General features: G+C 71.7%; 22 protein-coding genes and 1 pseudogene. 8 read left to right on the top strand and 15 right to left on the bottom strand.

The window, feature by feature from the left end:
* Window positions 1-151 precede the first annotated feature (151 nt).
* The 11 genes from AB0H82_RS22025 to AB0H82_RS21975 all read right to left on the bottom strand — a co-directional run bounded on the left by AB0H82_RS22025 (window position 152) and on the right by AB0H82_RS21975 (window position 12109).
* Window positions 152-1285 carry a polyprenyl synthetase family protein gene (locus tag AB0H82_RS22025; RefSeq protein WP_362995166.1) on the bottom strand — a complete coding sequence of 378 codons (1134 nt, stop codon included), beginning with the start codon at window positions 1283-1285 and terminating at the stop codon, window positions 152-154.
* Entirely contained in the window at window positions 1282-2691 is a 1410-nt protein-coding gene (gene hpnE, locus AB0H82_RS22020; protein ID WP_362995192.1) for a hydroxysqualene dehydroxylase HpnE, read from the bottom strand. The genes AB0H82_RS22025 and hpnE overlap by 4 nt, the downstream gene beginning before the upstream one ends.
* A gap of 124 nt (window positions 2692-2815) precedes the next feature.
* Complete coding sequence (gene hpnD, locus AB0H82_RS22015) at window positions 2816-3766, bottom strand: presqualene diphosphate synthase HpnD (RefSeq protein ID WP_362995164.1); 951 nt, start codon at window positions 3764-3766, stop codon at window positions 2816-2818.
* The gene (gene hpnC, locus AB0H82_RS22010; protein ID WP_362995162.1) at window positions 3763-4662 is read right to left on the bottom strand and encodes a squalene synthase HpnC; all 900 of its coding nucleotides are present in this window, start codon (window positions 4660-4662) and stop codon (window positions 3763-3765) included. Before hpnC ends, hpnD begins: the two co-directional genes overlap by 4 nt.
* A gap of 348 nt (window positions 4663-5010) precedes the next feature.
* Window positions 5011-5796: an ABC transporter ATP-binding protein gene (locus AB0H82_RS22005; protein WP_362995160.1), complete on the bottom strand. Its 786-nt coding sequence runs from the start codon at window positions 5794-5796 to the stop codon at window positions 5011-5013.
* Window positions 5789-6727, bottom strand: coding sequence for an ABC transporter permease (locus AB0H82_RS22000; RefSeq protein WP_362995159.1), 939 nt, complete (start codon window positions 6725-6727; stop codon window positions 5789-5791). Before AB0H82_RS22000 ends, AB0H82_RS22005 begins: the two co-directional genes overlap by 8 nt.
* Window positions 6728-6822: 95 nt before the next feature.
* Window positions 6823-7704, bottom strand: a complete 882-nt coding sequence (locus AB0H82_RS21995; RefSeq protein ID WP_362995190.1) for a glycosyltransferase — start codon at window positions 7702-7704, stop codon at window positions 6823-6825.
* 35 nt (window positions 7705-7739) lie between these two features.
* On the bottom strand, window positions 7740-8519 hold the full coding sequence (locus AB0H82_RS21990) for a CDP-alcohol phosphatidyltransferase family protein (protein WP_362995157.1): 780 nt from the start codon (window positions 8517-8519) through the stop codon (window positions 7740-7742).
* Window positions 8497-9564, bottom strand: a complete 1068-nt coding sequence (locus AB0H82_RS21985) for an iron-containing alcohol dehydrogenase family protein (RefSeq protein WP_362995155.1) — start codon at window positions 9562-9564, stop codon at window positions 8497-8499. The genes AB0H82_RS21990 and AB0H82_RS21985 overlap by 23 nt, the downstream gene beginning before the upstream one ends.
* Complete coding sequence (locus tag AB0H82_RS21980; protein ID WP_362995153.1) at window positions 9552-10289, bottom strand: phosphocholine cytidylyltransferase family protein; 738 nt, start codon at window positions 10287-10289, stop codon at window positions 9552-9554. Before AB0H82_RS21980 ends, AB0H82_RS21985 begins: the two co-directional genes overlap by 13 nt.
* Window positions 10286-12109 (bottom strand): DUF5941 domain-containing protein, encoded by a 1824-nt coding sequence (locus AB0H82_RS21975; protein ID WP_362995188.1) that lies wholly within the window; start codon window positions 12107-12109, stop codon window positions 10286-10288. The genes AB0H82_RS21980 and AB0H82_RS21975 overlap by 4 nt, the downstream gene beginning before the upstream one ends.
* Before the next feature lie 323 nt (window positions 12110-12432).
* On the opposite strand from AB0H82_RS21975, the gene galE reads away from it, so the two are divergent.
* The 4 genes from galE to idi all read left to right on the top strand — a co-directional run bounded on the left by galE (window position 12433) and on the right by idi (window position 16738).
* Window positions 12433-13416 carry a UDP-glucose 4-epimerase GalE gene (gene galE, locus AB0H82_RS21970; protein WP_362995151.1) on the top strand — a complete coding sequence of 328 codons (984 nt, stop codon included), beginning with the start codon at window positions 12433-12435 and terminating at the stop codon, window positions 13414-13416.
* Window positions 13417-13593: 177 nt separating this feature from the next.
* Entirely contained in the window at window positions 13594-14532 is a 939-nt protein-coding gene (locus AB0H82_RS21965) for a cation diffusion facilitator family transporter (RefSeq protein WP_362995150.1), read from the top strand.
* Window positions 14533-14737: 205 nt separating this feature from the next.
* Complete coding sequence (locus AB0H82_RS21960) at window positions 14738-16000, top strand: bifunctional class I SAM-dependent methyltransferase/N-acetyltransferase (RefSeq protein WP_362995186.1); 1263 nt, start codon at window positions 14738-14740, stop codon at window positions 15998-16000.
* Between the two features lie 144 nt (window positions 16001-16144).
* Window positions 16145-16738: an isopentenyl-diphosphate Delta-isomerase gene (gene idi / locus AB0H82_RS21955; RefSeq protein ID WP_362995148.1), complete on the top strand. Its 594-nt coding sequence runs from the start codon at window positions 16145-16147 to the stop codon at window positions 16736-16738.
* Between the two features lie 8 nt (window positions 16739-16746).
* Here the strand turns inward: idi and AB0H82_RS21950 are convergent, their stop codons facing one another.
* Both AB0H82_RS21950 and AB0H82_RS21945 read right to left on the bottom strand, forming a co-directional pair.
* Window positions 16747-17223, bottom strand: a complete 477-nt coding sequence (locus AB0H82_RS21950) for an ATP-binding protein (RefSeq protein ID WP_362995184.1) — start codon at window positions 17221-17223, stop codon at window positions 16747-16749.
* Between the two features lie 129 nt (window positions 17224-17352).
* Window positions 17353-17994, bottom strand: a complete 642-nt coding sequence (locus AB0H82_RS21945) for a DUF308 domain-containing protein (RefSeq protein ID WP_362995146.1) — start codon at window positions 17992-17994, stop codon at window positions 17353-17355.
* A 111-nt stretch (window positions 17995-18105) separates the two neighbouring features.
* Between AB0H82_RS21945 and AB0H82_RS21940 the strand changes: the two genes are divergently transcribed.
* Window positions 18106-18858 carry an enoyl-CoA hydratase/isomerase family protein gene (locus AB0H82_RS21940; protein WP_362995144.1) on the top strand — a complete coding sequence of 251 codons (753 nt, stop codon included), beginning with the start codon at window positions 18106-18108 and terminating at the stop codon, window positions 18856-18858.
* Between the two features lie 21 nt (window positions 18859-18879).
* Here the strand turns inward: AB0H82_RS21940 and AB0H82_RS21935 are convergent, their stop codons facing one another.
* Window positions 18880-19512 (bottom strand): DJ-1/PfpI family protein, encoded by a 633-nt coding sequence (locus AB0H82_RS21935; protein ID WP_362995142.1) that lies wholly within the window; start codon window positions 19510-19512, stop codon window positions 18880-18882.
* Between the two features lie 7 nt (window positions 19513-19519).
* Window positions 19520-20545 (bottom strand): GlxA family transcriptional regulator, encoded by a 1026-nt coding sequence (locus tag AB0H82_RS21930; RefSeq protein WP_362995140.1) that lies wholly within the window; start codon window positions 20543-20545, stop codon window positions 19520-19522.
* A 118-nt stretch (window positions 20546-20663) separates the two neighbouring features.
* Here AB0H82_RS21930 and AB0H82_RS21925 point away from each other — a divergent pair, with 118 nt between their 5' ends.
* The 3 genes and pseudogenes from AB0H82_RS21925 to AB0H82_RS21915 all read left to right on the top strand — a co-directional run bounded on the left by AB0H82_RS21925 (window position 20664) and on the right by AB0H82_RS21915 (window position 24324).
* A complete protein-coding gene (locus AB0H82_RS21925) occupies window positions 20664-21554 on the top strand; it encodes a hypothetical protein (RefSeq protein WP_362995138.1) in 891 nt (296 codons plus the stop codon).
* A 123-nt stretch (window positions 21555-21677) separates the two neighbouring features.
* Window positions 21678-21806 (top strand): annotated as a pseudogene (locus tag AB0H82_RS21920) (LPFR motif small protein); the annotation flags it as partial.
* Between the two features lie 115 nt (window positions 21807-21921).
* A complete protein-coding gene (locus AB0H82_RS21915) occupies window positions 21922-24324 on the top strand; it encodes a Tex family protein (RefSeq protein ID WP_362995136.1) in 2403 nt (800 codons plus the stop codon).
* Window positions 24325-24336 lie beyond the last annotated feature (12 nt).

The raw sequence follows: 24336 nt of genomic DNA, 5'->3' as shown, positions 1-24336 counted from the left end.
CGGGTCGGGGTTTTCCGGGGCCCCCCTAGGGGTGGTGGGGTGGCTACGTGTGGGGGGGGGCCGCGGCGGGGGGGGGGGGGGCGCCGGCCGGCGACTGCCTCGGAGCCCGGGGGTCACCCCCCGGGCAACTCGGATATCCGCGCGATAGTGATCATCTCTCTCGTACGACGACGAAGTCGGCGAGCGCGACGAGCTGCGCCCGCACCCGGTCCGGCATCCGGACGTGGTCCAGTGCCTCGATGGCGATGGCGTGCTGGCGGCGGGCCTCCTTGGCGGTCCACTCGCGGCCGCCCGCCTCTTCGATCAGGGCGGCGCGCGCGGCGAACTCGTCCTCGGAGAAGTTCTCGAAGTCGCTGCTCTTGGAGTCGGCGGTGAGCAGCTCGCCGAGCCGCTCGGAGGCCGGGCCGCCCGCGGCGAGCGCGGCGACCACGGGCAGCGACTTCTTGCGCTGCCGCAGATCGCTCCACGTCTGCTTTCCGGTGGCCTCCGGGTCGCCCCAGATGCCGAGCAGGTCGTCCACGGCCTGGAAGGCGAGGCCGAGGTGGTAGCCGTACTTCTCCAGCGTGTCGGCGGTGTGGTCGTCCGCGCCGCCGAGGACGGCACCGATGGAGACCGCGCAGGCGAGCAGGGCGCCGGTCTTCTTGCCCTCCATCTCCAGGCACTCCTCGACGGTGACCCGGTCGCGGTGCTCGTAGCTGATGTCCTGTGCCTGGCCGTCGATCAGGGCGCGCGTGGCGGTGATGAGGCGACGGGTGGCGCGGCCCGCCTCGACGGTGCCGAGCTCCAGGAGGATCTCGTTGCCGAGGGCGAAGAGGGCGTCGCCGACGAGGATGGCCTGTGCGGGACCGTGCACCTTCCACACCGTGTCGCGGTGCCTGCGCTGCTCGTCGCCGTCCATCAGGTCGTCGTGCAGCAGCGAGAAGTTGTGCACGAGCTCGACGGCGACCGCGCCGGGGACGCCGATCTCGGGGGCCGCGCCCGCGGCCTCCGCGGAGAGCAGGGCGAGCGCGGGGCGCACGGCCTTGCCGCCGTCGCCGTCGGACGGGTTGCCCTCGGCGTCGATCCAGCCGAAGTGGTAGGCGGCGACGGTGTCCATGGGCGGCGCGAGGCGGTCCACCGCGGCCCGCAGCACCGGGGTGGCCAGCGTCCTTCCTTGTTCGAGCAGTGAGGTCACGTCCACCGTGTCGGCAGCCGTTTTCTCGGCCGAGGGCACAGTCGGCACAGTTTCTCCTCTTGTTCCGGTGCTGTTTCTCTGGGGACCTGACCCCAGCAGGTCGAGCTTCACGCCACCGCCTCCTCGAACGCGAAGAGATGATCACGGGGGCGGTCGAGGGTGGAGAGTGCCGCTTCGGCCGCGCTGATGCCGCTGCGGACGGCGCCCTCCATGGTCGCGGGCCAGCCGGTCGCGGTCCACGCGCCCGCGAGGTAGAGGCCGCGGGCCTTGGTGCGGGCACCGGGGCGGAGCCTGCCGACGCCGGGGGTGGGTGCGAACGTCGCCGTCCGCTCGCGGGTGACGAAGAAGTCCCGCACCTCGGCGCCGTGTGCCGCGGGCAGCAGCCGCTCCAGCTCGGGGAGATAGCGCTCGCGCAGCGCGGCGACGGGCGCGTCGATCTCGTCCTGGGCGGCCGACTGGGAAACCGCCAGGTACTGGCCCTCGGTGAGGCCGGAGGCCTCGGTCCGGTCGAAGACCCACTGGACGGGCGAGCCGATGGCGGCGAAGAACGGCCGCTTCAGCACCTTGCGGTCGTAGACGACATGGAGGTTGAGGATCGGCGCGGTGTCGATGTCGAGCAGCCGGTCGGGCTGGTCGAGCGCGCCGTCCGGGAGGAGGTCGTGCGTCTCGTGCTGCGGCACGGCGAGCACCACGGAGTCGGCCTCCAGGGTCTCGCCGGGCACTTCCACGCGCCAACCGCCGTTGTCCGTACGGGAGATGGAGGTGACGCGCGCCTTCAGTTCGGTGCGGACGCCCGCGGCGTCGAGCGCCTTGCGGGCCAGCGTGTCGTGCAGGTCGCCGAGGGGTGCTCGGGCCCAGCCGATGTCGGCGGCGCCCGGTTCCGAGAGCAGCCCGGTCTTGAAGACCATCGCGGCGAGCCCGAGGGAGGCGTCGCCCGCGACGGCGTTGAGCGTCGCGACGCCCACCAGGTCCCAGAGCGCCTCGATGGCGCGCGCCGACTGGCCGTGCCTGGCCAGCCAGCTGCCGAAGTCCTGGCCGTCGAGCGCGGGATCGGCCGGGTCCAGCCCCTTGAGGGCGAGCGCCGCGCGCCCCACCTTGGCGCGCTCGGCGACCGACAGATGGGGGTACGTGGCGAGGCTCGCCGCCAGGTGCAGGGGCACGGGCAGCGCGGTGCGCCGCAGCCGGCCGAGCCGGTTGCGGTCGGCGTCGAGGACGGGCACGTCGAGACGTTCCTGCAGGGGGGCGAGGTGCGCGCCTTTGACGCGGTCGAGGAACCAGCGGTAGGCGGTGCAGCAGCGCAGGTAGACGTGCTGGCCGTTGTCGACGGTCAGCGCGCCGCGCCGGAAGGAGAAGGCGAGGCCGCCGAGGCGCGGCCGCCCTTCGAGCAGCGTCACGCGCAGTCCCGCGTCGGCGAGCGCGAGCGCGGCGGTGATGCCGGCGAGGCCGCCGCCGACCACCACTGCGGCCGCCCCTGCGGGACGGCCTCCGGCGTTCTCGATCAGCCCCTCTGGCTGCATGTCTTCCCTCTTCATGCACCCACCCCTTCGGCCGTTGCAGTCTGGGACGCGACCATGGAGCGGAGGGTTGCCCGCCGCTTTGCGAACGCTGTCCCAGCTGTCCCACGATCACTCCGGCTGCGCATCACACACGCCTCCGGACGGTCTGTCGTGACACGTTCCGCGCGTCGAGGCCGGACAGTCCGCGCACGGCGACGTACGCCTTCTCGCGGCCCGGCAGCGAGACGCGGCCGCGCAGGACCGCTTCGGGCTCCCGCTCTATGCGGTCGAGGAGCCGGCGGTAGATGCCGGCCATCGCCGCCACACAGGCACCGCTGCGCCGGTCAAGCATCGGCAGCAGGCGATAGCCCTCGGCGAACAGGGCACGCGCGCGGCGCACCTCGAAGTGGACGAGGCCCGCGAAGTCGGATCCTGCGGGCGGCTCGGCGCCCGAGAACCCGGCGGAGCAGCCGAACTTGGCGAGGTCGTCGGCGGGCAGATACGTCCGGCCGTCCTGCGCGTCCTCGCGAACGTCCCGGAGAATGTTGGTCAGTTGGAGCGCGAGGCCGAGCGTGTCGGCATACTCCGGCGCGCGCTCGGCATGGAGCGCCCCCCGCTCCGTGCCGAACACGCCGAGCGAGAGCCGCCCGATCGCCCCGGCCACACAGCGGCAGTAGACCTTCAGGTCCTCCCACGTCTCGTACGTCGCGCCGCGTACGTCCATGAGGACGCCGTCGATCAGCTCGTCGAGGCCGTCCATCGGGATGGGGAAGTGCTCGGCGGCGTGCGCGAGGGCGACCGCGACCGGGTCGGTGTCGTCCTCCTGCACGCCTCCCGCGCGGATCCGGGCGACCAGCGCCCTGGTGTCCTCAAGCCGGTCCGCCTTGACGTCCGGGGCGAGCGCGCCGTCCCCGATGTCGTCGACCCGCCGCGAGAGCGCGTACAGCGCCGACATGGCCCGGCGCTTGGGCGCCGGCAGCAGCCGGATGCCGTACGCGAAGTTGCGCGCCTGCTGACCGGTCACCGTCTCGCAGTAGCTGTACGCGGCGAGCACCGGCGCGGACACGCGCGGATCCGACTCCACGTCCCGGCTCACCCCTCTCCTCGCAGCACTGCCCCCGCCTCGCGGAACACGCGGGGCTTGGTGGGTCTGGGCGGACCGGGAAGGACGTCGTACCCGGCGTCGACGATCGCCCGGACCGCCGCCCTGCCCCCTCCCACGAATCCGGCCAGCAGCAGCTTCAGCCTGCCGTGGACGCTACCCACCAGGGGGGTGCCTTCATTCAGCAGGCCGCGGGCGCGTTCCGCTTCGAACGCGACCAGCGCGCGCACCGACGCGCCCGCCGTCGGCCGGGCCAGGTCTGACTCGCTCACGTGGAACCGCTTCATGTCCTCGACGGGCAGGTAGATGCGGCCGCGCCGCAGGTCTTCGGCGACGTCCTGGATGTGCTCGACGATCTGCAGCCCGGTGCAGATCGCGTCCGAGTACCGGATGCGCTCGGGGGTCTCCGTGCCGGTGATGGCCAGGACGAGCCGGCCGATCGGGTTCGCGGAGAGCGCGCAGTACGCCACGAGGTCGTCGTACGTCTCGTAGCGCGTGACGGACTGGTCCTGGCGGTTCGCCTCGATCAGGGCGAGGAAGGGGGCGGCCGTCAGGGTGCCGCGCTCGGCGGCCGGCCGCAGCGCGCGCACCAGCGGGTGGCCGGGCTCACCGCCGCCGAAGACCTTGTCCAGGTCCGCCCCGACGGCGTCCAGGAGTCGCACCGGGTCGTCGGCGTCGCCGTCGCGAAGACCCAGGTGGCGGGCGTGGGCGGCCTCGGGAGCCAGGTCGCCGTCGCCGATGTCGTCGATGAGGCGGACGACGCCGTAGACGGCCATGAGGTCGTCGCGCCAGGCCCGGGGCAGGAAGAAGGGCGCCACCGGGAAGTTCTCGTCCGCGGCCTTGTCGAGGACGGCGGATGCATCGCGGAGCCGGAGATCATCCGTAGCCATTGCCGTCACATCTCCCGTTCTACACTGCCGACCCAATACATCCTATTTCGGACACGCCGCCCAGCACTCTCCGAGGTGGACCGTGCTCCGAGCCGGGGCGCCGCGCGATATCGCCCCACTTGCCGCGAATCAGCACCGGTACAGCTTACGTTGTACAACCCCGCACGCATCGTCGGGGTGTTCGGCGCATCACAACACCACACCGATTGGCGCCAAACCACCTTCGCCACCGGTGAGTTGAGGGACGCGAGGGGCCCCGGGGACACCATGTCACGACAGTGCCCCGCCGGATTCCTCCCCGGCGGGGCACTGCTGCCGAACGGGTGCACGCCCGGTGGCTCGATCGGACTACTTGCCCGTGAACTTCTCGTACTCCTTGATGACCTCGTCGGTCGGCCCGTCCATGCGCAGCTCGCCGCGCTCCAGCCACAGCACGCGGTCGCAGGTGTCGCGGATCGACTTGTTGTTGTGGCTGACCAGGAAGACCGTGCCGGCCTCCTTGCGGAGCTCGCGGATGCGGGCCTCGGAGCGCTTCTGGAACTTGCGGTCGCCGGTGGCGAGCGCCTCGTCGATCATGAGGACGTCGTGGTCCTTGGCGGCCGCGATGGAGAACCGCAGGCGGGCCGCCATGCCGGAGGAGTAGGTGCGCATGGGGAGGGTGATGAAGTCACCCTTCTCGTTGATGCCGGAGAAGTCGACGATCTCCTGGTAGCGCTCCCTGATCTGCTCGCGGGTCATGCCCATCGCGAGACCGCCGAGGATGACGTTGCGCTCGCCCGTCAGATCGTTCATCAGGGCCGCGTTGACGCCCAGCAGCGAGGGCTGGCCGTCGGTGTAGACCTTGCCCTTCTCGGCGGGGAGCAGGCCCGCGATGGCACGGAGCAGGGTGGACTTGCCGGAGCCGTTCGAACCGATCAGGCCGATGGCCTCGCCGCGGTAGGAGGTGAAGCTGACGCCGCGCACGGCGTGCACCTTGCGTACGCCCCGCTCCTCGCCACGCCTGAGGATGCGGCTCAGCGCCGAGGTGGCACTGCCCTTGCCCGTCTTCGCGCCGTTCACGCGGTAGACGATGTGCAGCTCGTCCGCGATGACGGTGGGGATGTGCGTCTTGTCGACGCCGGTGTCGTCAGCCACGGCCGTACCGCTCCTCAGCCTTCCAGAAGTACACGAAGCCGCCGGCGGCGACCACCACGGCCCAGCCGACCGCGACCGCCCAGACGTGCGTCGGCAGGTACTCGTTGCCGTAGCCGTCGATCAGCGCGAAACGCATCAGGTCCATGTAGATGGCCGCGGGGTTCCACTGCAGGATGTCCGCGATCCAGGCGGGATGGTCCTTCAGCATGACCGGGATGGAGAACATCACGCCGGAGGCGTACATCCACGTACGCATCACGAACGGCATCAGCTGCGCCAGGTCGGGGGTCTTGCTGCCCAGCCTCGCCATGACCATCGCGAGGCCCGTGTTGAAGAGGAACTGCAGGATCAGGACCGGGAGGATCAGCAGCCACGAGAGCTTGGGGTAGCTGCCGAAGCCGATCGTGATGACGAACAGCACGATCATCGAGAACAGCAGCTGCTGGAGCTGCTGCAGCGAGAACGAGATCGGCAGCGAGGCCCGGGGGAAGTGCAGCGCGCGGACCAGGCCCAGGTTGCCGGAGATCGACCGGACGCCCGCCATCACCGAGGACTGCGTGAAGGTGAAGACGAAGACGCCGGTGACCAGGAACGGAATGTAGACCTCACGTTCGAAGCCGCGGTCCGCCTTCAGGATCAGACCGAAGATCAGGAAGTAGACGAGCGCGTTCAGGAGCGGCGTCGCCACCTGCCACAGCTGGCCGAGCTTGGCCTGGCTGTACTGGGCGGTGAGCTTCGCCTGGGAGAAGGCGAGGATGAAGTGGCGCCGTCCCCAGAGCTGGCGGACGTACTCGAAAAGTCCGGGCCGGGCGCCGCTGACGGTCAGACCGTACTTGGCGGCGAGGTCGGCGCGGGAGAGCCCGTCATCGGGCGGCGGTGTCGACGGGGATGCTGTCACCGCGACTCCGCCGTCATGCGTTGTCTCACTCACGAGTGGAAACTTTCGTCTTCAGATGCGCAGCCGGTCGGGCATAGGCGTGGGCCAGGGACCGGGGTATGGCCCGAATGCTCTCAGACCCGAGCTTGTCAGATGACAGGAGGTCGGCCCAGTCGCGTCAGCCGCCATACCGTACGCCACTTCATCGGCCTGCGAGGTCCGCAGGGCGTGGTCCAGCCCTCCTTGAAGCCGCCGAACCAGGCCTTCAGGGCGGGGCCCGAGGGGCGCCGGGCGAGGGTGAGGAGCATCCAGACGCCGAGGTAGACCGGGACCAGGAGCGCGGGAAGATTGCGACGGGCCAGCCAGACGCGGTTGCGGGCCACCATCCGGTGGTAGACCGCGTGCCGGGAGGGGGCCGTCGTCGGGTGGAAAAGGACCATGTCGGAGCGGTAGTCGATCATCCAGCCCGCGTTCAGCGCGCGCCAGGCGAGGTCGGTCTCCTCGTGCGCGTAGAAGAACTCGCCGGGCAGCCCGCCGACCTCGGCGATGACCTTCGTACGGACGGCGTTGGCGCCGCCGAGGAAGGTCGTCACGCGCGAGGAGCGCATCGGGTCGGAGGCCCGCAGCCGCGGCACGTGGCGGCGCTGGGTCTCCCCCGTCTCCGGGTCCGCGATGCGGAAGCTGATGATGCCGAGCTCCGGGTCGGCGGCGAAGGCCTCGCGGCACAGCTGTGCCGTGTCCATGTTCGCGAGGAGGCCGTCGTCGTCCAGGAAGAGCAGGATGTCGACGTCGGTGCCGCCGGGTCCGAAGGCCTCGATGCCGACGTTGCGGCCGCCGGGGATGCCGAGGTTCTCGGGCAGCTCGACGGTGCGTACAACCGACGAGGACGCTGCGACCTCGGGCACGGGGGCGCCGTTGCCGACCACGACCACCTCGACCGGGTCGCCGTCCTGCTTGGCGACCGAGTCGAGGAGGGCGCGCAGCTCCTGCGGCCGGTTGCCCATCGTGATGATGACGGCGCCGACCTTCAGCTTCTCTGCCGGGGTGGCCGGAGTGCTCGGGGTGTTCACTTCAACCTGCTCGATACGAGGATGGACACGAGGTGGAGCAGGGTCTGGAGCATCGCGATGCCCGCGAGGACCGCGACGCCGACGCGCGAGAAGAAGAGGTCGCCGCGGGCCTGGTCCACGATCGCGAGGACCAGGATCAGCAGGGACGCCTCGACGCCGAGGATCAGCCGGTGGAACTTCAGCGCGGCGGCGGCCCTGCGGGCCAGCGCCATGCCGGAGGAGCGCGGCTCGGACGCCGACTCCTTGACCGGCTCCTTGCCCGTCTGGTGACGGGCGACACCGACGAGGTCGGTCTCGGCCTTGATCAGGATCGCGCCGAGGGCGGCCAGGGTGCCGAGGAAGGCCCACAGCCAGTCGATGCGTCCGGAGCCCCACAGGTCGGCGGCGCGCAGGCCGAAGCCGACCAGGACCGCGGCGTCGCACAGGTAGGCGGCGACCCGGTCCAGGTACACGCCGGCCATCGAGTACTGCTTCTTCCAGCGGGCGATCTCGCCGTCGACGCAGTCGAGCAGCAGATACAGCTGGACCGCGAGCACGCCGAGCACGGCGCCCGTGACGCCCGGCACCAGCAGGGCCGGGGCGGCGAGGGCGCCGGCGACGGTCATCACGTAGGTCAGCTGGTTGGGCGTGACCCGCGTGTTCACCAGGTGCCGGTCGATGCGGAGGGAGACCTCGCGCATGTAGAGCCGGCCGGCCCAGTGTTCGCCGCTGCGCCGGTCCTTCACCCCCGGGGGGTGAACAACCGGGCGGAGCTCAGCTACCGATGGCTTTTGCATAGTCGGCGTATGCGTCCCTGATCTGGTCGGTGGACAGGTCGAGGTGTTCCAGGATCGTGTAGCGGCCCGGGCGGGTCTGCGGAGCGAACTCCACGACCTTCACGAACTCCTCCACGGTGAAGCCGATCTCCTCCGGCAGCACGGGCAGGCCGTGGCGGCGCAGCACCTGGGCCATGTACGCGGACTCCTCGCGGGCACCGCGCAGGTGCATCGCGAAGGCCGCGCCCAGGCCGCACTGCTCGCCATGGCTGGCGGCGCGCTTGGGGTAGAGGAGGTCGAAGGCGTGGTTGATCTCGTGGCAGGCGCCCGACGCGGGGCGGGAGTCGCCCGAGATGGACATCGCGATGCCGGTGAGCACCAGGCCCTCGGCGAGCACCTGGAGGAAACCGTCGTCGCCGACGCCGCCGGGGTGGCGGAGCACGGCCTCGCCCGCCTGCCGGGCCATCGCGGCCGCGAGGCCGTCGATGTCCTCGCCGCGCTCACGGGCGGCGAGCTCCCAGTCGCGGATCGCGGAGATGTTGGACAGCGCGTCGCCGATGCCGGAGCGGACGAAGCGGACCGGGGCCTCGCGGATGATGTCGAGGTCGATGACGACCGCGATGGGGTTCGGCACGCCGTACGAGCCGCGGCCCGCGTCGTTGTCGAGGGTCGCGACCGGCGAGCAGAGGCCGTCGTGCGACAGGTTCGTCGCGACGGCGACCAGCGGCAGGCCGACGCGCGCCGCGGCGAACTTGGCGCAGTCGATGATCTTGCCGCCGCCGAGGCCGACGACCGCGTCGTAACGGCCCGACTTCCTGATGTCTTCGCCGAGCTTGATGGCGTCGTCGAGCGTGCCGCCACCGACCTCGAACCACTCCGCGCCGCTCAGCGAGGGCATCAGCCGCTCGCGGAGCACCGCGCCCGAGCCACCGCTGATGGCGATGGCGAGTTTGCCGGTCGACGAGCAGATCCGCTGGTCGGCGAGGACACCGGCCAGGTCGTCGATCGCCCCCGGCCGGATGTCGACGACGACCGGCGAGGGGATGAGCCTCGTCAGTACTGGCACGCGATCTCCCGGCCCTTGGCGAGGTCGTCGTGGTTGTCGATCTCGACCCACTTGACGTCGCCGATCGGGGCCACGTCGACCTTGAAGCCGCGGTTGACGAGCTCCTGGTAGCCGTCCTCGTAGTAGAGGTCGGGGTCGCGCTCGAAGGTGGTCTTCAGCGCGTCGGCGAGCTCCTCGGCGGCGGAGCCCTCGATGAGGGTGACGCCGATGTACTCGCCGGTGGCCTCGGAGGGGTCCATCAGCTTGGTGATGCGCTGCACGCCCTTGGCGTCGTCGACGATGACCTTCATCTCCTCGTCGGCGAGCTGCTTCACCGTGTCGAGGGCGAGGATGATCTTCTGGCCGTTGCCGCGGGCGGCGAGCAGCGTCTTCTCGACGGAGACGGGGTGCACGGTGTCGCCGTTGGCGAGGATCACGTCGTGCTTGATGGCGTCACGGCCGCACCACAGGGAGTAGGCGTTGTTCCACTCCTCGGCCTTGTCGTTGTCGATCAGGGTCAGCTTGAGGCCGTACTTCGCCTCCAGAGCCGCCTTGCGCTCGTAGACGGCCTCCTTCTTGTAGCCGACGATGATCGCGACCTCGGTCAGACCGATCTCGGCGAAGTTGCCGAGCGTCAGGTCGAGGATGGTGGTCTCACCGTCGACGGGCACCAGAGCCTTGGGCAGGGTGTCCGTGTAGGGGCGAAGACGCCGTCCGGCGCCGGCCGCCAGCACGAGGCCGATCATGCGGGTTCTCCTTCATCGTGTACGGCGGGTGCGCCCTGTTTCTCGGCGGCGACCCAGAAGCGGATGCTCTCGACGAGCACCACGAGTGCCACGGCCACGGCGAGTGCCGTGAGCGCGACGGGAAAATCTGTGGCGGGCAGCAGGGCCGCTGCCAGCGCGACCACGAGGATCCGGCCTTCCTGGCCGCCGATCGCCCGCACCAGCCGGCGCGGAGGGGCGCCGGCGCCGCCCTTGATGCGGTACACCGTGTCGTAGTGATGGTAGGCGACGGCGGCCACCAGCCCGAAAGCCGCGGGAAGGGCTCCGTTCACATCGGCTTTGGCCGCCAGTACCAGGATCGTGCTGTATTCGGCGGCGCGGAAGAACGGCGGGACCAGCCAGTCGAGGGGGCCCTTGAGGGGCATGATCAGGGCGAGGCCCGACAGGGCGATGTACAGCGCGGCGGCGGCCACGACCACGGGGCTGCCGTAGGGGTTGGCCAGCGCCGTGCCGACGAGCCCTGCGCCGCCGACGAAGGCGAGCACCGGGGCGGGGCGCAGCCAGGACACGCGTGGCCGGAGGGCGGCGAAGGCCGAGGCCAGGGGGCCGTTGTCGGCGAGGTCGGCGAGGGCTCCGGCGGCGCGGTCGGTGCGGGTGGCCTTGCGGGTCAGCGAGCGCAGGACGCGTCCCGCGGTGGTGTAGCAGGCGGCGAAGGCGCAGCCGACGAGCAGGACGACCAGGGTGATGCGGGGGGTGGTGAGCGCGGTGAGCACCGCGATCATCGCCCAGCGTTCGCCGATGGGCAGGACTATCATCCGGCGCACCCAGACCGTCCAGCCGACGCTGTCGAGCTTGTCCGAAAGGGCGGCGGTGGGGCTGGTGTTGGCGCTCGCGTCGTGATTCGCCTCGTTGAAGGAGAAGTCCACGACGTGCCGGCAGGTCTGCAGGACCATCGCGCCGAGCGCGAGCGCCCATACATCGTCACCACCGCCGCCGGCGTTGGCCGCGCCGAGCGCGAGGCCCGCGTAGTAGGCGTACTCCTTGGCGCGGTCGAACGTCGCGTCCAGCCAGGCGCCGAGCGTCGAGTACTGCAGGGAGTAGCGGGCGAGCTGCCCGTCGGTGCAGTCCAGGACGAAGGAGAAGAGCAGCAGCAGGCCGGCCGCGACGAAGCCGCCGCGCGTGCCGGTCGCCGCGCAGCCCGCCGCGATCAGGGCGGTGAGCAGCGAGGCGGTGGTGACCTGGTTCGGGGTGAGGCCGCGGCGGGCGCACCAGCGGGCGATGTAGCGCGAGTACGGGGAGATGCAGTACGTCGTGAAGAAACCGTCGCGCGACTTGACCGCGGTGCGCAGGCGTACCGCCTCGTCGTCCACGGCCGCCACGGCCTGGCGCGCTTCGTTCCGCGTCTGCGGGTCGGCGGGCACGGTGGCGACGAGGGTGCCGAGCTCGGGGCGGTGCACGTCCGTGGCGCCGGACTCCATGGCCGCGGCGAGGGAGTCCGGGAGCGCGTCGAGCGTCACGACGCCGTTCGCGGCCCCGGCGGTTTCCGCGGTCGCCCGCAGGGCGCGCGTCAGTGCGGGGCGCGCCTCCGGCTTGGCCGTGACGGCGCCGGGCAGCGCGGCGGCGGCGAAGCGGGGGTCGGTGAGGGCGAGGCGCAGCGCGTGGACGTGTCCGACGAAGCGCGCGTCGACGACCGCGACCCGCTGGTCGGCGGGGACGGCGGCGAGCAGCGCCTCGGCGTCCGCCGCGTCGGAGGCGACCCGCACGTCGAAGCCGAGGGACCGCAGATCGCCTTCGAGCGGCGACCCGGGGACCGGCTGACCGGTGAGGATGGCGGTCGACAGACGAACTCACTCCTTGAGTACCGGCGCGGCTCGCGCCGGGCACATGCGTAAGGGGAGCGCCCCTGGCCACGGCGGCCGGGCGGCACGTCGGCAGAGGCTATCGGATGATGGGAAGCGGGCGTTCATCGCCCGTTCACGCCCCGATAAGAGCCTGTGTCAGGCTCCAAGGGCGGCCTGCGAGGGCCTCGGCCTTCGCGATCATCATGGTGGATGGGGGGCCGCGCCCACAAACCGCGCCCGTCCCGTGCCCGGCTTGCCCTGGATAGTGGCCACATGCCCGCTGCCCCGTGCCCGGACAGGGCGTTCGCTTAGGGTGGGCGCCCATGACATGGCTGATCACAGGCGGGGCTGGATACATCGGGGCACATGTGGCGCGGGTCATGGCCGGTGCCGGGGAGGACGTCGTCGTGCTCGACGACATCTCGTCGGGGGTGCCGCAGCGGCTGCCCGCGGACATGACGCTCGTCAAGGGCTCCTCGCTGGACGGGGAGCTGCTGCGCCGGGTCTTCGCCGAGCACGGCGTCACCGGTGTGGTGCATCTCGCGGCCCGCAAGCAGGTCGGGGAGTCGGTGGAGCAGCCGCTGCGCTACTACCGGGAGAACGTGGGCGGGCTGACGACGCTGCTCGAAGCCGTCGCCGAGGCCGGCGTCGAGCGGTTCGTGTTCTCCTCGTCGGCCGCGGTGTACGGCAATCCGCCGGACGTCGAGCTCGTCCGGGAGGACGCGCCGTGTGTGCCGGTCAGCCCCTACGGCGAGACCAAGCTCGCCGGTGAGTGGCTGGTGCGGGCCGCCGGGCGGGCGCACGGCATCGCGACCGTCTGCCTGCGCTACTTCAACGTGGCGGGCGCGGCGGCGCCGGAGCTCGCGGACACCGGCGTCTACAACGTGATCCCGATGGTCTTCGACCGGCTGCGGCGCGACGAGGCGCCGCGGATCTTCGGCGACACCCACCCGACGCCGGACGGCACCTGCGTTCGTGACTATGTGCACGTCTCGGATCTCGCCGAGGCCCACCTGGCGGCGGCCCGCCGGCTCACGGCGGGCGCCGAGGGCGATCTGACCGTGAACATCGGCCGGGGGCGCGGTGTTTCCGTACGCGAACTGGTCACGCTGATCGGTGAGGTGAGCGGCGACACCCGGCCCGCGCTCGTCGAGCCGGCCCGGGCCGGCGACTCGCCGCGCGCCGTGGCCGACGCGAGCCTGGCGGCCGCGGAGCTCGGCTGGACGGCCCGGCGCGGGGTGCGCGAGATGGTCGAGTCGGCCTGGGCGGGATGGTGTCTGCACCACCCCGGAGCGCGCCGCGACTGATCGTCACGAGCCGCTGACCTGCACCCCTCGGCTTGACGGCAATCGTTGCCATTTTCGCAGGTCAGTGGAGTGATAACGGTGTTCAGTGCCGCGTTGCCAGATACCCCCCACCCGTAGTTCACTGTGGCTCGCGACCAGCGGACAGCAGACCGATGACCGACGCGGGAGGGCCGCTCCATGGGGGCTGGGCACGATCACGGACACACGCACGGGGCGCCCACCACGGGCACCGCGGCCAACGCCTACAAGGGGCGGCTCCGGACAGCGCTCTGCATCACGATCACCGTCATGCTGGCCCAGATCGTGGGCGGCATCGTCGCCGACTCGCTGGCGCTCGTCGCGGACGCGACGCACATGGCCACGGACGCCGTCGGCCTCGGCATGGCGCTGCTCGCGATCCACTTCGCGAACAGACCGCCGACCGAGAACCGCACCTTCGGCTACGCCCGCGCCGAGATACTCGCCGCGCTCGCGAACTGTCTGCTGCTGCTCGGCGTGGGCGGATACGTGCTCTTCGAGGCGGTCGAGCGGTTCATCACGCCCGCGGAGACCGAGGGCGGCCTCGCCCTCTACTTCGGCGTCTTCGGTCTCGTCGCGAACGTGGTCTCGCTCTCGCTGCTCATGCGCGGCCAGAAGGACAGCCTCAATGTGCGGGGCGCCTTCCTGGAGGTCGTCGCGGACACCCTCGGCTCGGTCACGGTCATCGTCGCGTCGGTCGTGATCATGCTCACCGGCTGGCAGGCCGCCGACCCGATCGCCTCGCTCGTCATCGGCTTCATGATCGTCCCGCGGACGGTGAAGCTCCTCAAGGAGACCCTGAACGTGCTCCTGGAGTCGGCGCCCGAGGACGTCGACATGGCGGAGGTGCGGGCCCACCTCCTCGGCCTGCCGGGCGTCGAGGAGGTCCACGACCTGCACGCCTGGACGATCACCTCGGGCATGCCCGTGCTCTCCGCGCACATAGTGGTGAGCTCCGACACCCTCGACTCGATCGGGCACGAGAAGATGCTGCACGAGCTGCAGGGCTGTCTGGGCGACCACTTCGACGTCGAGCACTGCACCTTCCAGCTGGAGCCGAGCGGTCACGCGGAGCACGAGGCGAAGCTCTGCCACTGACGGCGCCGGCCCCGACGTCATGACGGTGTCCGTCACGCCGGTGTTATAGTCATCGGAGTTCTTGAGTTTTTTGGAGGTGGGTTGATGACTGTCGCGGCTGGCGCTGCTCCGCGCGGCGACACGTGCATCCCCACTTTCCGGGCACGCGTCTGACTTCACGTACACCCCAGTTCGTACGTCAGGTCCGCGGGTCCTTCACTCAAGGATTTCCACGTTGACTGACAACGCTTCCACCCACCCCTTCTTCGTCCTACACCACGGTCTTCCGCGGCAGGGCCCCGGCTCCGACGCCACCACCCGGCGGCTGCTCTCCCTCGTGGGCGCGCTGCCCGAGCGGCCGCGCGTGCTCGACCTGGGCTGCGGGCCCGGCCGCGCCGCCCTCCTGCTCGCCGCCGAGGCCGGCGCCGAGGTGACCGCCGTCGATCTCCACGAGCCGTTCCTCGACGAGCTCCACGCGTCCGCCGAGGCGCGCGGGCTCACCGGATCGATCACCACCGTCAAGGCCGACATGGCCGAACTCCCCTACCCCGACGGGTCGTTCGACCTCGTCTGGGCCGAGAGCTCCGCCTACGGCATCGGCTTCGACACCGCGCTGCGCGCCTGGCGGCGGCTGCTCGCACCCGGCGGGGCGCTCGTCCTCACCGAGTGCGAGTGGACGACCGCCGAGCCGTCCGCGGCGGCCCGCGCCTTCTGGGAGCGGCACTACGCGCTGCGCACGACCGAGGCGAACACCCGGGCCGCAACCGGCGCCGGGTACTCCGTGCTCGCCGTGCACCCGCAGCCCGAGTCCGACTGGGACGAGTACTACGGCCCGCTCGGCGCGCGGGCGGACGCGGCGGACCCGAGCGCTCCCGGCATGGCCGAGGCGCTCGCCGCCACCCGCGAGGAGATCGCGATGCGGCGCGAGCACGGGACCGAGTACGGCTACACGGGGTACGTCCTGCGGCCCACGGACTCCTGGCCGACCCGCCCGAAGACCGCGGCCGACGTCGCCGCCGTGCACGCCGTGAACGCCGCCGCCTTCGAGACGGAGGCGGAGGCCGACCTGGTCGACGCCCTGCGCGCGGACCCCGAGGCGTGGCTGCCCGGCCTGTCGTATGTCGCCGAGGCGCCCGACGGTTCGGTGGCCGCGTACGCGCTGGTCACCCGCTGCCGGGTGGGCGGCGCGCCCGCGCTGACGCTCGCGCCCGTCGCCACCCTGCCCGAGTACCAGCGCACGGGGGCCGGCTCGGCGGTCGTGCGGGCCGTGCTCGACGCGGCACGCGCGCGTGGGGAGCGGCTCGTCCTCGTGCTCGGGCATCCCTCGTACTATCCGCGGTTCGGTTTCCGGCCCGCTTCGGGGTACGGGATCCGGCCAGGTTTCGAGGTGCCCGACGAGGCGATCATGGCGCTCGCCCTGAACGGATCCGACGATTCCGGGCAGCTGCCGCGGGGCATGATCCAGTACCCGGCCGCCTTCGGGGTCTGACGCTCCCCCGGGCGCTCGTGTGACAGCGCCCGGCGTGTGTCCCGCCGCGCTTCGGCGCGGCGGGACATGCGGGTCCCGGGAGTGCCCGGGGTGTCCGGAACGTACGGCAGACTTGGGACTCGAAGACCGAAGCGAAGGATGCGTATGCCGATCACACCTGCCACCGCGGCGAACACCTCGTCGAGCGGCACCGGAGAAGCCATCTTGCTCGAACTCGTCGACGAGGACGGCAGGACCATCGGCACAGCGGAGAAACTCTCCGCGCATCAGGCGCCCGGGCAGCTGCACCGGGCGTTCTCCGTCTTCCTCTTCGACGAGCAGGGGCGCCTGCTGCTGCAGCAGCGCGCCCTCGGCAAGTACCACTCCCCCGGCGTCTGGTCGAACACCTGCTGCGGCCACCCCTACCCGGGCGAGGCGCCGTTCGCCGCGGCGGCCAGGCGTACGCACGAGGAGCTGGGAGTCTCGCCGTCGCTGCTCGCCGAGGCGGGCACGGTGCGCTACAACCACCCGGACCCGGACTCGGGGCTCGTGGAGCAGGAGTTCAACCACCTGTTCGTGGGCATGGTGCAGTCCCCGCTGCGCCCCGACCCCGCGGAGATCGGCGGGACCGCGTTCGTGACGGCCGGGGAGCTGGCCGAGCGGCACGAGCGGGAGCCGTTCTCCGCGTGGTTCATGACCGTGCTCGACGCGGCACGTCCCGCGATCAAGGAGCTGACCGGCCCCGCCGCGGGCTGGTAGCCGGCCGGTCAGCCGAGGTCGGGCTTGAGGGGCAGGGCCGCCCAGATGACCTTGCCCCCGCTCGCGGTGTGCTCGACATCGCAGGCGCCGCCCGCCTCCGCCGTGATCTCACGGACGAGGAGCAGCCCCCGCCCGCCCGTCTGCCCGTGGTCCGCCACCAGGGCCGTCGGGCGGTAGGGGTGGTTGTCCTCGACGGAGACCCGCACCCACTCGGCGCCGACCGCGACCTCCACCGCGAGCATCGGCGAGAGCAGCGCCGCATGGCGCACCGCGTTGGTGACCAGCTCGGAGACGATGAGCAGCAGGCCCTGCATGAGGTCGTCCGGGGCCGGTACGCCCTGCCGGGCCAACAGGTCGCGCACCGCGTGCCGCGCCTGGGGGACGGAGGCGTCGACGGCGGGGGCGGTGAAGCGCCACACGCCTTCGTACGGCGCGGGTCCGCCGCCTCGTGGGAGTGGGTCCGGCCCGCCCCCGTCGCTCCGCATCGTCCGGTCGCCGCCCTCGCGCTCGATTGTCGCCACACATCGAGTGTTGAGAATGTCCTGGTCCGGACCGCGCCACTGACCAGAAGTCAGCGACTATCGACGGAATTTGACCGACGGCGCATGACGTCGTCAGCTGTGCGACCGGTCCTGCTCGCCCTGCCCGCCCTGTCGTGAATGGTTCGCCTTCAAGTCTTCTTCAGGTTGTACGAGGCTGACGATGCGGCGTCCGCCGATGCCCGTGGCGAGCAGCCCGAGGCCGTCGAAGAGCAGCGTCAGGGAGAAGAAGCACCCGATGACGTACTGGCTGCTGCTGGGCCATTCGGCGAGCACCAGGATGCCGATCAGCAGACCGAAGGCGCCCTGGAGGAGCGTCAGGGCGAACTGCGGGCCGCGCACCACGAGGCTGCCGACGAGCCGGAACACGCCGCCGGTGAGGAAGAGCAGGGCCGCGAACATGGTCAGCGCCTCCGCCGCCACGTCGGGTCTGCGGATGATCACGACGCCCGCCGCGAGGTTCAGCGCGGCGACCGCGACGCCCAGCCAGAAGAAGCTGCTGCCCCGCGACTGGACGGCGTGCAGCAGTCCGACGACGCCGCCGACGAGCAGGAGCCAGCCGAACAGGAGCATCGAGGTCAGCGTGGCGAATCCGGTGTAGACGAGGCCGACGACGCCGGCCACCGCGAGGATCACGCCGAGCAGGGCGAGCCACCCGAAGCCGCGGCTGACCGTCCTGGCCTCCGGGGTGGCCCTGTCGTCCCTGGGTCCGGCCATCAGCGTCTCCCTCTCGCTCGGCGGCGCCTTGCGCGCCCTGTACCGATATGCACCATTGGTCCCACCCTCTTCTTGATCGTACGTTCGAGGGGTGCGGATAGCATCCGGCGCATGGAGCCGCAGCTGAGGCACACCGTCACGGACGGCGTCGCCACCGTCCTCATCGACCATCCGGCCAAGCGCAACGCCATGACCGCGGACATGTGGCGCCAGGTGCCGCCGCTCTGCGCGGCGCTCGCCGCCGATCCGGCCGTGCGCGCCGTCGTGCTCACCGGCGCGGGCGACACCTTCTGCGCGGGCGCCGACATCTCGACGCTGCGCGAGTCGCCGGGCACCGCGCAGGAGCTGGCGGTGCGGGCAGAGGAGGCCCTGGCGGCCTTCCCGAAGCCGACGCTCGCGGCGGTGGGGGGCTACTGCGTGGGCGGCGGCGCCCAGCTGGCCGGGGCGTGCGACCTAAGGTTCGCGGACGAGGGCGCCTCGTTCGGCGTCACACCCGCCAAGCTGGGCATCGTCTATCCGGCGTCGTCCACCCGGCGCCTGGTCTCCCTGGTGGGGCCCGCGACCGCCAAGTACCTGCTCTTCTCCGGGGAGTTGATCGACGCGGAGCGGGCGCTGCGGACCGGCCTGGTGGACGAGGTGCTGCCGTCCGGCGAACTGGCCAAACGCGTCGCGGAGTTCACCCGTGTCCTCGCGGCGCGCTCGCAGCTCACGCAGGCGGCGGCGAAGGAGTTCGCGGCGGGGCGCACGGACCGGGACGCGTACTGGACGGAGCAGGCACGCGGCAGCGGCGACACCGCCGAAGGTGTCGCCGCGTTCCTGGAGCGCAGGCAGCCGCGGTTCACCTGGAGCCCGCAGGGGCGCTGAGCCCTGCGCGGCCGGGGTCGCCTACTGGTCGAGGCGGCTCTTCTCGCGGAACTTCGCGACGAGGTGCGCGGGCGCCTTCTCCGGGGATCCGGCGTCGTAGGGCGGCTGCGGGTCGTACTCGGTCAGGAGCTGTACGGTCTGCGCGTGCTCGTCGCCCGCGATCCGGCCGGCCAGGGTGAGGCCCATGTCGATGCCCGCGGAGACACCGGCCCCCGTGACGTACTTTCCGTCGAGGACCACCCGCTCCCCCGTCGACTCGACGCCGAGCCGGTCCAGTTCGGCCAGGGCGAGCCAGTGGGACGTGGCGCGGCGGCCCTTGAGGAGGCCCGCGGCGGCCAGGGCGAGGGAGCCCGTGCACACCGAGGTCGTCCAGGTGGTCGTGGCGTCGACCGCGCGGAGCCAGTCGAGGAGCGGCTCGTTCTCCACCTGGTCGCTCTGCCTGGGGCCGCCCGGGACGACGACGATGTCCGGGCGCCGGACCTCCGCGAAGGACTTGTCGGCGACGAGTGCGAGGCTGCCGGTGTCGTCACGCACCGGGCCCGTCTGCTCGGCCACGAAGACGGTCTCGGCGCCGGGGAGGCTGCTCAGGGTCTGGTAGGGGCCGATGGCGTCCAGGGCGGTGAAGCGCTCGTACAGGGCGATGGCTATCTGCATGGTGTCCCTATCGGTGCGGAGTGGCGGAGGTGCCGGTCGGCACGGTCCGTACGGTCGGTGCGGGAGGTGCGGTCGGTGCGGGAGGGAAGCGGCGGCGGTACTCGGCGGGCGCGGCGCCGAGCACCTTGACGAAGGCGCGGCGCATGGCCTCCGGGGTGCCGTAGCCGCAGGCGCGCGAGACCTCCTGGATCCCGTCGGAGGTGTCCTCCAGGAGTCGGCGGGCGTGTTCGATGCGGACGCGCTCGACGTACTTGCCCGGCGTCAGCCCGGTGTCCGCCTGGAAGGCGCGGGCGAAGTGGCGGGGCGAGAGCCGGGCGCGCGCGGCCAGCGCGTCGACCGAGAGGTCGTCGGCGGGGTGCTCGGTGATCCACTGCTGGACCTCGCGCAGCGGTTCGCGCCGTGCGGTCTGCGCGGCGAGCTGCGCGCTGAACTGCGCCTGGTTTCCCGGCCGCCGCAGGAAGACCACGAGATGGCGGGCGACCGTGAGCGCCACCTCGCGGCCCAGATCCTCCTCGACGAGCGCCAGGGCGAGATCGATGCCGGCGGTGACCCCGGCGGACGTCGCGATGTGACCGTCGCGTACGTAGATGGGGTCCGGGTCGACCTCGACGCCCGGGTACTCCCTGGCGAGGCGGTCGCAGAACGCCCAGTGCGTCGTCGCCCTGCGCCCCTCCAGGAGACCCGCCTCGGCGAGCCGGAGCGCTCCGGTGCAGACCGACACCAGGCGCTCCGCGCGCGGAGCGTTCTCGCGCAGCCAGTCGGTCAGCGCGCGGGCCTCCTCGCGGGTTCCGAGACCGCCAGGGACCAGCAGGGTGTGCGGCGCGGGGGCGTCCGCGAGCGTGGAGTCCGGGACCAGGGTGAGGCCGCTGGACGCGCGGACGGGGCCGCCGCCGAGGGAAGCGGTGCGGAGGAGGTAGCCGCCCGCGGGGTCGGCCAGACAGGAGCTCGCGCCCGCGAAGACCTCCACGGGTCCGGTGACATCGAGGCTCTGGACGTCGTCGAAGAGGACGACCAGGACGGTTCGCTGGGCCATGTCCTCGATTCTTGGCCCGCCGACCGATGTCCGCAATGACAAATAACCCACCTTTCCTGCCATCCGGTCGCGCCGACAGGCCCGGCTGCCCATACCAACCAGTAGGTATCGTGCGCACATGACCTCTTCGACGACCTCGTCCGCGCCCGCCGCCCTGGAGCCGCGCGCCGGCCGCCGCTGCCACAACGTGCTCAACCCGATCCACTCGACGCACTACTTCTCCCCCGACGTCGGGCGGGAGCTGGGCGCTCTCGGGATAACCCACCGGCACGCCGTCAACTTCGCCGTGCGCGCGGCGGCCCTGGGCGCCGTCGGCCCCGGGACCGTGGCCGCCACCTTCTACAACTACAAGTACGAGCTCGTCGCCGCGCACGTCCCGCAGATCTGGCGGACGGCCTCTCCCGAAGACGTCCTCGCGGCGCGGCTGCGGGCCGTCGACACGACGCTGCGGCGCCTCCTCGGCGACGAGCTCGTCGGCTCGCCGGAGATGGCGGAGGCCGCGGGCCTCGCCCTGCGCGCCACCGAGGCCTGCACCCGCGGCGCCCGCCCGCTGTACGCCGCCCACGCCGACCTGCCCGTCCCCGAGGAGCCGCACCTCGCGTACTGGCACGCGGCGACGCTGCTGCGCGAGCACCGCGGCGACGGGCACCTGACCGTGCTGCTCGACGCGGGACTCGACGGTCTCGAAGCCCTGGTGAGCCACACCGCGACCGGCAAGGGCACCACGCCGAAGTGGGTCTTCTCCACCCGCGGCTGGAACCAGGAGGAGTGGGACGCCGCCGTCGAGCGGCTGCGGGAGCGCGGAGTGCTCGACGGCGAGGGCGAGTTGACGGAGGACGGCGCGGCGCTGCGCCGGGACATCGAGGCACGGACGGACCACCTGGACCGGGCCCCGTACGAGCACCTGGGCGCGGCGGGCGTCGAGCGTCTCACCGAACTCGGCACCCTGTTCATCGGCACGGCGCTGCAGGCCGGCGCGTTCCCCGCGGATCTGCTCGGCAAGCGCTGACCGAGCGTTTCGCCCTGTGAGGCCCGGCGCGCCCGGCCGCGCATGGCTTCGGCCGTCCGAGGTACCCGGTCGTCCGTCGGTGCCGCCAACCAGGCGGTGTCGGGGGAGAAAAGGGGAGTTCTCATGTTCCGTGCCATCGCGGACGTCCTGCGCCAGATAGGTGGCGCCATCGCCACCGTCGTCACCCTGCCGTTCCGGGCCCTCGCCCGGCTGTTCGGCGGAGCTTCCAGTACCGCGAGCCGGGGCGGGCGCGGCGGCGGCCGCCGATCCGGGCGCACGGGCCGGGCCCGCCGGGTCTGATCCCTCTTCTGTCGGCGCCACCTGCCACAATTGCCCGGCAACCTGAGCGAGAAGGCGGTACCGGAACGTGGCAGCTTTGAAGACGTCCACCCCAGCGTCCATCGAGAGCAGGATCGCCGAGGAGCTCGGCGTACGGGAGCGGCAGGTGAAGGCCGCCGTCGACCTGCTCGACGGCGGCTCCACGGTGCCCTTCATCGCGCGCTACCGCAAGGAAGCGACCGAGATGCTCGACGACGCGCAGCTGCGCACGCTCGAAGAGCGGCTGCGGTATTTGCGGGAGCTGGAGGACCGGCGCGCCGCGATCCTCGAATCCGTCCGTGAGCAGGGCAAGCTCACGGACGATCTTGAGGCGCGGATCCGCGAGGCGGACACCAAGGCGCGGCTGGAGGACATCTATCTGCCCTTCAAGCCGAAGCGGCGCACGAAGGCGCAGATCGCCCGGGAGGCGGGCCTCGAACCGCTGGCGGACGGGCTGCTCGCCGACCCGTCCGTGGAACCGCACGCCGCAGCGGCCGCGTTCGTCGCCGACGACAAGGGCGTCGCGGACTCGCAGGCCGCGCTGGACGGGGCCCGGGCGATCCTCGCCGAGCGGTTCTCGGAGGACGCCGACCTGATCGGTGAGCTGCGCGAGCGCATGTGGGTGCGCGGCCGCCTCGTGGCGAAGGTCCGGGACGGCAAGGAGGAGGCGGGCGCCAAGTTCGCCGACTACTTCGACTTCGCCGAGCCCTTCACCGAGCTGCCCTCGCACCGCGTCCTCGCCATGCTGCGCGGCGAGAAGGAGGACGTCCTCGACCTCGTCCTGGAGCCGGAGGAGCCCGACGCCACGCCGGGCACCCCCTCCTCGTACGAGGGGATCGTCGCCCACCGCTTCGGCGTCGCCGACCGGGGCCGCCCGGCCGACAAGTGGCTCCAGGACACCGTGCGCTGGTCCTGGCGGACCCGGATCCTCGTGCACCTCGGCATCGACCTGCGGCTGCGCCTGCGGACGGCCGCCGAGGACGAGGCGGTGCGGGTCTTCGCGTCGAACCTGCGCGACCTGCTGCTCGCGGCGCCCGCGGGCACGCGCGCGACGCTGGGCCTCGACCCCGGTTTCCGTACGGGGGTGAAGGTGGCCGTCGTCGACGCCACCGGCAAGGTCGTCGCGACCGACACGATCCACCCGCACGTCCCGGCGAACAAGTGGGACCAGTCCCTGGCGACGCTCGCGCGGCTCGCGAAGGAGCACTCGGTCGACCTGATCGCCATCGGGAACGGCACGGCGTCCCGCGAGACCGACAAGCTCGCCGGTGAACTCATCGCCAAGCACCCGGAGTTGAACCTGACGAAGGTGATGGTCTCCGAGGCGGGCGCCTCCGTGTACTCGGCTTCGGCCTTCGCCTCGCAGGAGCTGCCGGACCTCGACGTCTCGATCCGCGGCGCGGTCTCCATCGCGCGGCGCCTCCAGGACCCGCTCGCCGAGCTGGTGAAGATCGACCCCAAGTCGATCGGCGTCGGGCAGTACCAGCACGACCTGTCGGAAGTGAAGCTCTCGCGTTCGCTGGACGCGGTCGTCGAGGACTGTGTGAACGGCGTCGGCGTGGACGTCAACACGGCCTCCGCCCCGCTCCTCGCGCGCGTCTCGGGCATCGGCTCGGGCCTCGCCGAGAACATCGTCGCGCACCGCGACGCGAACGGCCCGTTCAAGAGCCGCAAGAGCCTCAAGGACGTGGCCAGGCTCGGCCCGAAGGCGTACGAGCAGTGCGCGGGCTTCCTCCGCATCCGCGGCGGCGACGACCCGCTGGACGCCTCCAGCGTGCACCCGGAGGCGTATCCCGTGGTGCGCAAGATGGTGAAGTCGGCGGGTGGCGAGGTCGCTTCGCTGATCGGTAACACGGCCACGCTGCGCTCGCTGAGGCCGGAGCAGTTCGTGGACGACGTCTTCGGTCTGCCCACGGTCACCGACATCTTGAAGGAGTTGGAGAAGCCCGGCCGCGACCCGCGTCCCGCCTTCAAGACGGCGACGTTCAAGGACGGCGTGGAGAAGATCTCCGATCTGGCCGCCGGGATGGTCCTCGAAGGCGTCGTCACGAACGTGGCCGCGTTCGGGGCCTTCGTGGACGTCGGCGTGCACCAGGACGGCCTCGTGCACGTCTCCGCCATGTCGAAGACGTTCGTCAAGGACCCGCGGGACGTCGTGAAGCCCGGCGACATCGTCAAGGTGAAGGTCATGGACGTCGACATTCCGCGCAAGCGGATCTCGCTGACGCTGCGCCTGGACGACGAGACGAGTGCCGCCGCTCCGGGTGAGGGTTCCGCCTCTGCCTCGGGCGAGGGGCGACCGAAGCGGGGCGGCGGGCGGCCGCCTCAGCAGCGGCAGCGCGGCGGAGGGCAGCGCGGGCAGAAGCCGCAGCGGCAGGGCCCGCCGCCCGCCAACGACGCGATGGCCGAGGCGCTGCGGCGGGCCGGGCTCGTGGATCCGAAGCGGGGCTGACGTGTAGTGCCG

The sequence above is a fragment of the Streptomyces sp. NPDC050732 genome (assembly GCF_040654255.1).
In the GTDB taxonomy this organism is placed as follows: Bacteria; Actinomycetota; Actinomycetes; order Streptomycetales; family Streptomycetaceae; genus Streptomyces.
The sequence above is the reverse complement of the archived record's forward strand: the minus strand, read 5'-3'. Positions and strand labels throughout refer to the sequence as shown.